General features: G+C 71.3%; 10 protein-coding genes. 7 read left to right on the plus strand and 3 right to left on the minus strand.

What is annotated here, in order from left to right; translation table 11 throughout:
• Positions 1 to 46: 46 nt before the first annotated feature.
• From JIX55_RS03730 to JIX55_RS03750, 5 genes are read left to right on the plus strand one after another with little or no spacing between them, the layout of a single operon-like run.
• Entirely contained in the window at positions 47 to 1,693 is a 1,647-nt protein-coding gene (locus JIX55_RS03730; RefSeq protein ID WP_257561771.1) for an ABC transporter substrate-binding protein, read from the plus strand.
• A gap of 7 nt (positions 1,694 to 1,700) precedes the next feature.
• Positions 1,701 to 2,654 carry an ABC transporter permease gene (locus tag JIX55_RS03735; protein WP_257561772.1) on the plus strand — a complete coding sequence of 318 codons (954 nt, stop codon included), beginning with the start codon at positions 1,701 to 1,703 and terminating at the stop codon, positions 2,652 to 2,654.
• Positions 2,651 to 3,493 carry an ABC transporter permease gene (locus JIX55_RS03740; RefSeq protein ID WP_257561773.1) on the plus strand — a complete coding sequence of 281 codons (843 nt, stop codon included), beginning with the start codon at positions 2,651 to 2,653 and terminating at the stop codon, positions 3,491 to 3,493. The genes JIX55_RS03735 and JIX55_RS03740 overlap by 4 nt, the downstream gene beginning before the upstream one ends.
• Positions 3,493 to 4,482, plus strand: coding sequence for an ABC transporter ATP-binding protein (locus JIX55_RS03745; RefSeq protein WP_257561775.1), 990 nt, complete (start codon positions 3,493 to 3,495; stop codon positions 4,480 to 4,482). The genes JIX55_RS03740 and JIX55_RS03745 overlap by 1 nt, the downstream gene beginning before the upstream one ends.
• The gene (locus JIX55_RS03750) at positions 4,479 to 5,327 is read left to right on the plus strand and encodes an ABC transporter ATP-binding protein (RefSeq protein WP_257561776.1); all 849 of its coding nucleotides are present in this window, start codon (positions 4,479 to 4,481) and stop codon (positions 5,325 to 5,327) included. The genes JIX55_RS03745 and JIX55_RS03750 overlap by 4 nt, the downstream gene beginning before the upstream one ends.
• A 129-nt stretch (positions 5,328 to 5,456) precedes the next feature.
• Here JIX55_RS03750 and JIX55_RS03755 read toward each other — a convergent pair whose 3' ends face one another.
• Positions 5,457 to 6,755: a DUF6777 domain-containing protein gene (locus JIX55_RS03755; protein WP_257561777.1), complete on the minus strand. Its 1,299-nt coding sequence runs from the start codon at positions 6,753 to 6,755 to the stop codon at positions 5,457 to 5,459.
• 163 nt (positions 6,756 to 6,918) lie between these two features.
• Here JIX55_RS03755 and JIX55_RS03760 point away from each other — a divergent pair, with 163 nt between their 5' ends.
• Entirely contained in the window at positions 6,919 to 8,202 is a 1,284-nt protein-coding gene (locus JIX55_RS03760; protein ID WP_257561778.1) for a streptophobe family protein, read from the plus strand.
• A 122-nt stretch (positions 8,203 to 8,324) separates the two neighbouring features.
• Here JIX55_RS03760 and JIX55_RS03765 read toward each other — a convergent pair whose 3' ends face one another.
• Positions 8,325 to 9,659, minus strand: coding sequence for a lysine N(6)-hydroxylase/L-ornithine N(5)-oxygenase family protein (locus tag JIX55_RS03765; protein ID WP_257561779.1), 1,335 nt, complete (start codon positions 9,657 to 9,659; stop codon positions 8,325 to 8,327).
• A 121-nt stretch (positions 9,660 to 9,780) separates the two neighbouring features.
• On the opposite strand from JIX55_RS03765, the gene JIX55_RS03770 reads away from it, so the two are divergent.
• Positions 9,781 to 10,728: a methionyl-tRNA formyltransferase gene (locus JIX55_RS03770; RefSeq protein ID WP_257561780.1), complete on the plus strand. Its 948-nt coding sequence runs from the start codon at positions 9,781 to 9,783 to the stop codon at positions 10,726 to 10,728.
• A gap of 111 nt (positions 10,729 to 10,839) precedes the next feature.
• On the opposite strand, the gene JIX55_RS03775 is transcribed toward JIX55_RS03770, so the two are convergent.
• Complete coding sequence (locus tag JIX55_RS03775; RefSeq protein ID WP_443046363.1) at positions 10,840 to 11,766, minus strand: ABC transporter ATP-binding protein; 927 nt, start codon at positions 11,764 to 11,766, stop codon at positions 10,840 to 10,842.

Genomic DNA, 11,766 nt, shown 5'->3' on the forward strand with positions numbered 1-11,766 from the left:
AGTTCATCCGATGGCGATGACGATGCAGATGACGATGACAGGGACGATGACAACGTACAAGCGGAGAGCGGTGACCGCCGGGCTGGCCGCCGCGGGTCTGCTCACGACCGTCGGTTGCAGCGGCGCCGACACGGCCGCCACCGGCGGCGCACCGGCCGACGCCGCGAAGCTGAAGCTCACCGCCACCACGCCCGCCGCCCAGGGCGCGGTGGCGAAGGTGAACTGGCTGCTGGAGGACGAACCCGATTCCCTGGACCTCGACACACAGGGCACCAGCGCCGGCCGTGTCGTCCTCACCAACGTCTGCGAGCGGCTCTACCAGCTGCAGCCCGACATGACGATCAAGCCCTTCCTCGCCGAGAAGGCCGCCACGCCCGACGACAGGACGCTCGTCCTGACCGTGCGGGACGGCGTCACCTTCCACGACGGCTCCGCGCTCACCGCCGACGACGTGCTCTGGAGTCTGAAGCGGCACGCCGACCCGGACATGGAGCAGAGCGACGAGTTCCCCAACGTCGCCTCCATGGAGAAGACCGGCGCCGACGAGATCACCATCCGCTTCAAGAAGCCCGACGCCCTGTTCACCAAGGCGCTCGCCGGCGACGCCGGCATCGTCTGGAACAAGGAGCAGGTGGAGAAGGCCGGCGAGGACTTCGGCACCCCGGGCCAGACCGACGCCTGCTCGGGCCCGTACGCGCTGACGGGCTGGAAGTCCGGTGACTCGATCACCATCCGGGCCTACGACGGCTACTGGGGAGAGAAGCCGCTCACCCAGGAGGTCGTCTTCCGCTGGGCGGCCGACAGCGCCCTGGTCAACGCGCTGAAGACCGGTGCCGCCGACGGCACGTTCGCCGAGTCGCCGAACACCGCCTCCGCCCTGCGCGGCGTCAAGGGACTCACCCAGTACTACGGCCTCTCCACCGCGACCCTCGATCTCATCCCTACCGAGCGGGGCGGGCTCAAGGACCCGAAGATCCGCAAGGCGCTGTCGCTGGCGCTCGACCGGGCGGGTATCGCCAAGTCCGGCTACGGCGGGTTCGTCGAGCCCTGGGCCAGCCCCGTGGGCTCCGGTTCCTGGGGCTATGCGAAGACCGAGTTCACCGCCGCACAGAAGGAGTTGGCGGCCACCTCGCCCGCCTCGCCCGACGCCGACGACATCGCCGAGGCCAAACGGCTGATCAAGGAGGCGGGGGCGCCCACCGAGCCGATCGTCATCGGCACGGACGCCACCCAGGGCCGCACGGTCGTCGCCAACGCCGTACGGGCCGCGCTCCAGCGGATCGGGCTCAAGGGCACGATCAAGACGGTGCCCACCGCACAGTTCGAGGAGTTCTACAGCGATCCGCAGGCCCGTGCCGAGATCGATGTGCTGGTCGCGGACTGGTACATCTCCAAGTCCGACCCGATGGGCTTCTACGACAACGGCCTGTCCGACTCTTCCAACAACTGGGTCGGCTTCAAGGACGCCACGTACGACGAGAAGGTGCGCCAGGCGCTGGGCACCCTCGACGACGACGAGCGGGCGACCCTCGCCATCGATGTGCAGAAGCTGTTCGCGGACGCCGCCGTGTGGATCCCCGTGGCGCAGGTGCCCTCGGTGCTGGTGCTCGACGACGAGTTGACCGGGGCGCCCGCCTCGCAGGCGTACCTCTACTACCCGTGGGCGGCCGGGCTCGGCGCCAAGAAGGGCTGAGTGCGCGATGCCCGTCCGTCTGGCGCGGCTGCTGGCCGGATTCCTGGCCACGCTCTTCGCCGCCTCGTTCGTCATCTTCGCCGCCGTGTACGCGGCGCCCGGCGATCCCGCCGTCTTCCTGGCCGGCGGCCGCGACAAGCTCACCCCCGAGCGGCTCGCGGCCGTCCGCGCCCAGTACCACCTCGACGAGCCGCTGGTCGTGCAGTACGGCCGCTGGCTGTGGGACTGCCTGCATCTCGACCTCGGCCGCTCCTTCAAGTACAGCGACCAGGTGTCCGACCTGCTCGCGGCCCGCCTGCCGACGACGCTGGCGCTGGTCGCCTACGCGACGCTGCTGTTCGTCGTGCTCGGGGTGGGCGCGGGCGTCCTGGCGGCGGTGAAGCAGTCGACGTGGGTGGACTCGGCGGTCGTGGGCGGGACGACGCTCGCCGCGTCGGTGCCGTCGTTCGTCGCCGCGATCGCGCTCGTGTCGGTGTTCGGGGTGCAGCTGGGCTGGTTCCCGGTGACGGGCAGCGGCAACGGTTTCGCCGGCACCGTGCACCATCTGACGCTGCCCGCCCTGTCGTTGGCGCTCGGCGCGCTCGCGCTGATCAGCCGGGTCACCCGGCAGGCCATGGCGGAGGCCGCCGCCTCCGACCACGTCGAGGCGGCCCGTGCCTCCGGCATCCCGGAACGGGAGATCGTCCGCCGCCATGTGCTGCGCAACGCGCTCGGCCCGATCGTCACCATGTGCGGGCTGGTCATGGCGGGGATGCTCGCCGGGACGGTCGTCGTGGAGACCGCGTTCGGCATGAGCGGTATCGGCTCGCTGCTCGTCGGCGCGATCAACACCCATGACTTCCCGGTGGCGCAGGCCGTTCTGCTGCTGATGGTCACCGGTTACATCGCCGTCACCACCGTCGTGGACCTGGTTCATCCGCTCCTCGATCCGCGCGTCCGCGAGGAGGCCCGCACCACATGACCACGCTCACCCTCACCCCGGTCGGGCTACGGTCCCGCCGCCCCGTCGGCGTCACGGTCGCCGCCGGATTCCTGGCCCTGGTCGTCCTGGCCGCCGCGCTGGCTCCGCTGCTCGCGCCGTACGCGCCCGACGCGATCGACCTGTCCGCGTCGCTCGCCGGGACCAGCGGCGACCACCTCCTGGGCACCGACGCCTCCGGGCAGGACCTGCTCTCGCGCGTCCTGTACGGCGCCCGCACCAGCCTGATCGCTCCGCTGCTGCTGCTCGCGGTGGCCGCGCTGCTCGGCGTCACCCTCGGGGTGCTCGCCGCATGGCGCGGCGGCTGGGTCGACACGTTCGTCTCCCGGCTCACGGACGTCATGTACGCCTTCCCCGGGCTGCTGTTCACCGTCCTGATCATCGCGGTCTTCGGCGCCGGCATGACCACGTCCGTGCTGGCCCTCGGGCTCGCGTACACGCCGACCGTCGCCAAGTACACCCGCTCAGTCGCCCTCTCCGAGGCCCGCAAGCCGTATGTGGACGCCTACCGGGTGCAGGGCATGGGCGGTGCCCGGATCTGCGCGTTCCACCTGGTGCCGAACCTCGGCCGGGCGGTGACCGGTTATCTGGTGGTGCTCTTCGGGGAGGCCCTGATGTCGCTGGCCACCCTCTCCTACCTCGGCTTCGGCGCTCAACCGCCCAGCTCCGACTGGGGGTTGATGGTGCAGGAGGGGCAGGCGGCCGTCGTCCAGGGCGCGTTGCTGCCCGCTCTCGTCCCGGGCACGGCCATCGCCGTGGTCGTCGTGTCGTTCAACGTGGTCGGCGTCTGGGCGGCCGACCGGCTCGGAAGGCAGGGCTGATGCTGCTCACCATCGATCATCTGACGGTCGGGATCCCGGGTGCCGCCCGTCCGGTCCTCGACGACGTCTCCCTGCGGGTCACCCCGGGTGAGGTCGTCGGCCTGGTCGGCGAGTCCGGCTCCGGCAAGTCGACGACGGCGAAGGCCGCGCTCGGTCTGCTGCCGGGCGGGGCGGGCGTCTCCGGCACGCTACGGGTGGGCGACGCGGACGTCCTCTCCCTCACCGGCGAGGAACTTCGCCGCCACCGGGCCCGCACCGTGGCGATGATCCACCAGGATCCGCGGGCCGCCCTCAACCCCGTACGCCGCATCGGTGACTTCCTCCGCGAGCGCGGAGCGGACCGGAAGGCGGCCACCGAACTCCTCGCGGCCGTGGGTCTTCCCGACCCGGAACGCCGGCTGCGGCAGCGCCCGCACGAACTCTCCGGCGGCATGCTCCAGCGTGTCGTCATCGCCGGAGCGCTCGCCGCGCGGCCCCGGCTGCTGCTGGCCGACGAGGCGACCAGCGCGCTCGACGTCACCACCCAGGCCGAGATCCTCGCCCAACTGCGCGTCCTGCGCGCCGAGACCGGTGCCGGACTCCTCTTCATCACCCACGACCTGCACCTCGCCGCCGCGTACTGCGACCGTGTCTACGTCATGTACGCGGGCCGGGTCGTCGAAGAGCGCACCGCGGCGGCCCTCTTCGCCGATCCCGCCCACCCCTACACACGCGGCCTGCTCTCCTGCTCACCGACCCTCGGCGAGACGCCACGCACCCTCCTGCCGATTCCGGGCCGCCCACCGTCCCTCGGCGACTCCTTCCCCGGCTGCCCGTTCGCGCCCCGCTGCCCGGACGCCCAGCCCGACTGCGAGAACTGGCTCCCGGAGGCGGTGTCGCTGCCGGACGGTGGGACGGCGGCCTGCCGGCGTGTACCGGCCGCCGCCGTGTCCGTCCCGGCGGCCTCGGCGGCCTCGGCGGCCTCGGCGGAAAGGACCACCACGTCATGACCGACACCTCCAGGACCCCGCCCCCAGCCACCGGCGACGGCGCCCTGCTCGTCGTCGACCAGTTGTGCAAGACGTATCCCCTGCCGGGGCGCGGCCGCCTCACCGCCGCCGAGGCGGTGTCGTTCACCGTGGCCCGTGGCGGCTCCCTCGGCATCGTCGGGGAGTCCGGTTCGGGCAAGACGACCGTGGCCCGGATGCTCGTCGGGCTCGTGCGCCCCGACTCGGGCACGGTCGCGGTCGACGGCCGCGCACGGGAAGCCCGCGCCCCACGGCGCCGGGAGGACCGGCTGGCCCGGGCCCGGGAGATCCAGATGGTCTTCCAGGACCCGTACATCTCGCTCGACCCGAGGCTGACGGCGGATCAGTGTCTGCGCACCGCGCTGCGTCTGCACGGCCGGGACGAGCACCTGGCCGCCGAGCTGCTGGACCAGGTCGGGCTCGGCGCGCGGGAGTCCGACGCGCGGCCCCGGCAGCTGTCCGGCGGGCAGCGGCAACGGCTCGCCATCGCCCGGGCCCTCGCCGTGCGCCCCCGGGTGCTGGTCCTGGACGAGGCGGTCGCCGCGCTGGACGTGTCGATCCAGGCGCAGATCCTCCACCTGCTGGACGAGATCCGCCGCGACACCGGTGTCGCCCTGGTCTTCGTCAGCCATGACCTAGCCGTGGTCCAGCACATCACCGACGAGGTGCTGGTCATGCACGGCGGGCAGGTCGTCGAGCAGGGTCCGACACGGCGGGTGCTCGGCGAACCGGCCGACCCGTACACGCGGTTGCTGCTGGCCGCCGTACCCAGGGAGGGCTGGGACCCGGACGACGCGGTCGCGGCACGGGCGGCGCTCGCCGGGTAGATGCGGAGGGCGGCCGGCGGGCGCCGAAGCAGCGGCTGTGGTTTCTGTGAACTCCCCTACACCCCTTGTTCGCGCTGTTCGGGGCGGCGATCGACGCGTGAGTCGCGGGGACTCCGGCCGCATCTGCGGTCAGGAGCTCGGGGTCCCGATCGACTCAGGGACGCTGGAGAGGGGCGCCGACTCGGTCGTGGTGGTGTCGTCCGGCGGCGAGTCGGCCGTCTTGGGGCTCTCCGACTCCGTCGCGGGCTCGGAGGTCTCCGACTCCGACGGGGCGGAGGTGGACGGGGTCACCAAGGACGACGAGGGGCACGCGCTCGCGCGCTTGTCGGCGTCCGCGTCCGGGGCGCCGTTCGGAGTCGAGGGGCACGGCTCGGGCGACTCGGAGGGCGGTTCCTCGGAGAACGTCGTCGACACCGACGGGGAGGGCTGGTTGACGGGCGGGGTGGTCTTCTTGTCCTTCTCGCCCGTGTCGCCGGAGGGGCGGCTGAACCAGTCGTCCTGGTCGGGGTCGTAGAGGATGAACACGTTGATGATCACCGTCGAGCGCTCGATGACCACGACGCTCTGCGGCCGGTACGAGGGCCAGGAGTCGCCCTTCGGCTCGGGCGTGGTCTTCAGCGCGACCGGCTGCTTCAGCGGGTTGCCGCAGGCGCAGCGCACCCGGGGCTCCCCTCGGTCGTCGACGAGGACGGCGGTACCGGCCTGGAGGACGGCCTGGTAGCTGGTGGCGGCGCCGTCGCGGTAGCCGTGGTTGGTGACGCGGGTGTCCCTGCGGAGCTGCACCGGGGTGAGCGAGCGCAGATACGCCGGTACGTCGGAGGACTTGATGCCGAGTACGGCGGCGAACGCGTTGTTCTTGGCGGGGTTCGCCTGGAGCGCCTTGATCTGCTTCTCGACGTCGCAGCTGGCCTTGTTGCGGGTGCCGCCGTAGAGGCCGGGGGCCGAACCGTCCACGGCACGTGTCACGTTGGCGGGTTCCGACCTGCTCGGTGTCGCCGTGGGGGCCTCGGGCGGGGTGGAACTGTCCGTCGCCGTCGACTCGGTGAACGGGTCGGGGCCGGTCTTGCCCGCGGCCTGGAGGAAGACCTCGCCGTCGGCCGAGCCCCCCGAGTCGTCCGAGCGGGTGAGGACGATGATCAGGACCACGGCGACGACGGCCGCGGTGACCATGAGGGCGATACGGGGAGCGGACCGCCACCACGGATGACCGGGGCTGCCGGGCCCCTGCCCGGAGTCGCCGGAGCCTCCGCCGGGCCCACCTGGGCCACCGGGTCCTCCCCGGCCCGAGTCGTCGCTCGGCGGTTCCGGTGGCACCTGACCGCTCGGCCGCGTCGGGCCGGGCGGGGTGGAGCTGGGTTGCGACGGCCCGGACAGCGGGCCGGAGGGCGGTCCGGCCGGGCGGCCGGAGGACGGTTCTTCGACGCTCACGGGTCTTCTCCCGCCGTAGGGATTCTGCGGCGATTCACATATTTGGGGCCGTTTTCTTCCACAACAGGCCCATTGTGTGCTCTGGCTCCGTGCCGCCCGCAAGCCGAGGGGACTCGGCCCTCCCGGCGCGCGGAGTGCCTCCGCCGTGCTTAGCGTGGCAAGAGTGAGTCCCCAGACCCTGCGTCCTCAGCGAACGGTGCCCGAGCGGGTGGCCGCCCGCCATGGCTGGCTCCAGGCCCTCGGAACGGTCCTGGCCGGGCTGATCGCGATGATCGTGACGGCATCCCTCGGGCTGTGGGCGGCGGGTGCGGCGGATCTGCCCGACAACGCCTTCCCACGGGTCGTGGCGGCCACCGTCGTGACGGCGGTCGGTGGCACGATCGAGCTCTCCGGCGGCGCCGGATCCATCGCCGAGACCCAGGCGGGCCTGACCGTGATCCCGCTGTCGGTGACCCTGGTCGGCGCGCTGGTGATCGCCGCCGGGTTCCTGCGGCCCCTGCGCCACCGGGCGGTCGCGGGGGCGACCGAACTCGCGGGCTGGGCCGCCCGCATCGCCGTCCTGTGGCTGGCGGCGCTGATCGGCCTCGCGCTCGCGGCCCGGCAGACCTTCGACATCTCGCTCGGCGACGTGGGCGACCTCTTCGGCGCCTCCGCCGATGTGGGGTTCGAGACGGCCATGGCACCGACCTTGTTCTTCGGACTGCTGTGGCTGGCCGGGGTCCTCGTCCTGGCGTTGCTGGTGTCTCCCGGGGCGGCGCTTCCGGCGCGGCTGCTGCGGTTCCAGGAGTCGGTACGGCCGGCCGCGTACGCGATGGTCGGCCTGCTGCTGGCCTACGTCGGTCTCGGGCTGGTGATCGGCGTGGTCGTGGCGCTGACCCGTGGGCATGCCGCCGAGACTGCCGCGGTGATCCTGCTGGGCCTGCCGAACGTGGTGTGGCTGACCTTCACAATCGGTCTGGGCGCCACCTGGGACAGCCAGGTCGAGGGGCCCTTCGGGCTGCCGATGCCGAAGCTGCTGGACGAGGTGATGCGCGGGCCCGACGTCTCCACGTTGAACTTGAACTCTCTCGCGGAGTACGACGGCAGGGTGTGGTGGCTCGTGGTCGTCAACGCCGTGCTGCTGATCGTCGCCGCGTTCGTGATGGCGGCCCGCTCCCCGGCCCGGGTACGGCTGTGGCAGCACGCTGTGCACATGGCGGCCGCCCTCGCGCTCACCGTCCTGATGATCTGCCTCGTCGCCCGCGTCTCCGCCCACTACGGACTGTCGGTACTCGGCATCGGCGACCTCGGCGGCGACCTGGGCGGTGAGCTGTTCCTGCGAGCCCGGCTGTGGGCCGCGCTGGGGCTCGCCGTGCTGTGGGGGCTGGTGACCGGGTTCCTGGGCGGGGCGCTGGCGAAGGGGGTGCGGCGGCGGGGTGCGGTCGGCGCGGACGCCGACCGCCGGTAGGTGGGGCGGGCGCTGTGCGGCGCCCGCCCCGGATGTCGGCCGCTCGGTTGGTCCCCGGAGAGCCGAACGTCGGTGTCCATCCCGAAGGGGCAAGTCCCCAAACGGCGACCAGGCGCCGTCCCTCACCCCTCCAATGGCGTCAGGCCCGCCGCGCGGCGGGCGAGGAGAGAGGCACAGATCTCCCCGGCGCGTACGGCGGTGGTGGACAGCAGGGTCGAAGTGAGGCCGTGGGTGTGTTCGGTACCGCCCTGGAGATAGATGTCGGCCGAGACATTGGGCGCGGTCGCCACCCGGTGGTCGCGGCCGACCCGGAGCGCGTCCTCGTCGTCGCGCAGGCAGAGTTTGCCGATCTCCCCCAGGTTGTCGCCGAGGCCCTGGGGTTGGTAGCCGGTGGCGTAGACGAGGAGGTCGGAGGAGAGGATCTCGCGCTCCCCCGTCGGCAGGAACTCCACGGTCACCTTGACGTCGTCCGCGCCCGCCTCCACCTCGCGCAGCCGGGAGACGTTCATCATCCGCAGCCGCTCCCGGCCCTGGACCTTCTCCTGGTACATGGCCCGGGACAGGGACTCGATCAAGTCCATGTCCACGACGGAGTAGTTGGTGCTGCGGTGGTAGTCGAAGAGCGACTGTTTCACCTCGCGGGGCGCGTCGTAGTACAGGTCGACGGCCTCGGGGTCGAAGATCTTGTTGGCGAAGGGGCTGTCGTCGGCGGGTGTGTAGCCGTACTTGGCGAAGACGGAGCAGATCTCGGCTTCGGGGAAGTTGCGGTGGAGGTAGTCCACGGCCTCCGCCGCGCTCTGGCCGGCGCCGAGGACGACGGCGCGGCGTACCGGCTGCCCGGAGCGCCGGACCTGGTCGACGCGGTGCAGCAACTGGCTGGTGTGCCAGACCTGTTCGGACAGTGCGGCGCCGGGCGGGAGGTGCGGTTCGAGGCCGGTGGCCACGCAGATGCTGCGGGCGCGGCGGACAATGAACTGTTCCGGATCGCCGGGGTCGCGGCTGGTGACGTCGAAGTAGCGGATCTCGCCGTCCCGGGTGACGGGGCGCACGGAGACGACCTCGGCGGAGTACTCGACGAGGTGCGCCACGCGGGCGGCGGCCCATTCGAAGTAGTCGTGGAACTCGATGCGCAGCGGGAAGAGGGTCTTGAGGTTGAGGAAGTCGACGAGCCGGCCCCGGTCGCGCAGGTAGCACAGGAAGCTGAAGTCGCTGGTGGGGTCACGCATCGTCACCAGGTCCTTCAGGAAGGACACTTGCATCGTGGCGTCGTCGATGAGCATGCCGCGGTGCCATCCGAACCGGGGTTGCCTCTCCAGGAAACCGACCCGAAGCCCCTCCCCCGCAACGGAGTTGACGGAGTGTTCGTGGAGCGCGATGGCGAGTGCGAGATTCGATGGCCCGAATCCGATACCCAGTACGTCATAGATGGAATCCGGCCCGGTCTGCAGCGTCGTCACCGCGTCATCGCCTCCCATAAGCGGGGGTCATAGGTTGTCCCAAGCTGGAGCACAGCCTCCCCCAAGCAGACACATGTTAGATAAGGTAAGCCTTACCTAGCAACGGCTGAGGAGGGCTCATATGCGGGTCGTCATGTTCGGGTACCAGACCTGGGGACACCGAACGCTGCAGGCTCTGCTGGACTCCGGACACGAGGTGGTACTGGCTGTCACCCATCCGAAGAGCGACCACGCGTACGAAAAGATCTGGAGCGACTCGGTCGCCGATCTCGCCGAACAGCACGGTGTGCCGGTGCTGTTGCGCAACCGGCCGGACGACGACGAACTCCTGCGCACGCTCAAGGAGGTCGATCCGGATCTCATCGTGGCGAACAACTGGCGCACCTGGCTGCCGCCCGAGATCTTCGACCTGCCGCCGCACGGCACGCTCAACATCCACGACTCGCTGCTCCCGACCTACGCGGGTTTCTCCCCTCTCATCTGGGCCCTGATCAACGGTGAGAAGGAGGTGGGTGTCACCGCCCACCGTATGGACGCCGAACTCGACATGGGCGACGTCCTGTTGCAGCGCTCGGTGCCGGTCGGGCCGCACGACACAGCCACGGACCTGTTCCACCGCACGGTCGACCTGATCGGCCCGCTCGTCACCGACTCGCTCGAACTCATCGCCTCCGGCAAGGCGGTGTGGACGCCCCAGGACCGCTCCCGGTCGAGTTTCTTCCACAAGCGGTCCCTGGAGGACAGCCGCATCGACTGGACCTGGCCCGCAGAGGACCTGGAGCGGTTCGTACGGGCCCAGTCCGACCCGTATCCCAACGCGTTCACCCACCACCGCGGCGAGCGCATCCGCATCATCTCGGCCGCCGTCTCCGAGGGACGCTACGGCGGTACGCCGGGACGGATCTTCATCCACGAGGGCGACGGCGTCGTCATCGTCGCCGGCGCCGAGGCGCGCTCCGGGCGGCTGCCGGGGCTCGTGGTGAAGCGGGTACGGACGGAGGACGGCACGGAGTACGCGGCGACGGACTACTTCCGCACGATGGGCGGATATCTGACGTCCCGTCCGTGATCGCCTCCGGGCCCGTGATCGCCTCCGGGCCCGTGACCGTCGCGGGCCCGTGACCGTCGCGGGCCCGTGAGGGACTCTCACACCACCCCCTGGGGCACCCCCGGCTTCGTGTCAGCCGGTGGTGCCCGACACGGGCACCGCGGCGGACTCCGTGCCCTCGTGGTGGCGGCCCATCGGGATGACCATGGGCGTGCGGCTGACGGGGTCCTCGCCGACGACACAGCGCAGTCCGAAGACGTCCTCGACCATCGCGGCGGTGATGACGTCGGCGGGGGCGCCCTCGCCCGCGATGCGCCCGTTCTTCATGGCGATGATGTGGTCGGCGTAGCGGCAGGCCTGGTTGAGGTCGTGCAGCACCATGACGACGGTGCGGCCCTGGTGCCGGTTGAGATCGGTGACCAGGTCGAGGACATCGATCTGGTGGGCGAGGTCGAGATACGTCGTCGGCTCGTCGAGAAGCATCACCGGGGTGCCCTGGGCGACGGCCATGGCGATCCAGGCGCGCTGGCGCTGTCCGCCGGAGAGTTCGTCGACGGGCCGGTGGGCGAGATCGGTCATGGCGGTGGCTCTGAGCGCCTCGTGCACGGCCTCCTCGTCGCTCTCCGACCACTGCCGCCACCACGTCTGATGCGGTGAACGGCCGCGCCCCACCAGGTCGATGACGGTCAGCCCCTCGGGCGCGACGGGCGTCTGCGGGAGGATGCCGAGCTTCTGGGCGAGGGTGCGGGTCGGGATGGAGTGCACCGAGCGGCCGTCGAGGTGGACGGCGCCCGCCTTGGGGGTCAGCAGCCGGGCCAGCGCGCGCAGCAGGGTGGACTTTCCGCAGGCGTTGGCGCCGACGATGGCGGTGACGCGGCCGGTGGGGATCACCAGGTCGAGGTCCTCGACGACGATCCGGTCGTCGTAGGCCAGGCGCAGGCCCTCGGCGCGCAGGTCGGGGCCGTCGACGGGACCGTCCGTGCGGTCGCCCGTGCGACTGCCGACGCCAGCGTCGACGCGGCCGTCCCGCTTCGTGGCCGGTTCGTACTTCGATGACAC

The organism is Streptomyces sp. DSM 40750 (assembly GCF_024612035.1).
Lineage (GTDB): Bacteria > Actinomycetota > Actinomycetes > Streptomycetales > Streptomycetaceae > Streptomyces.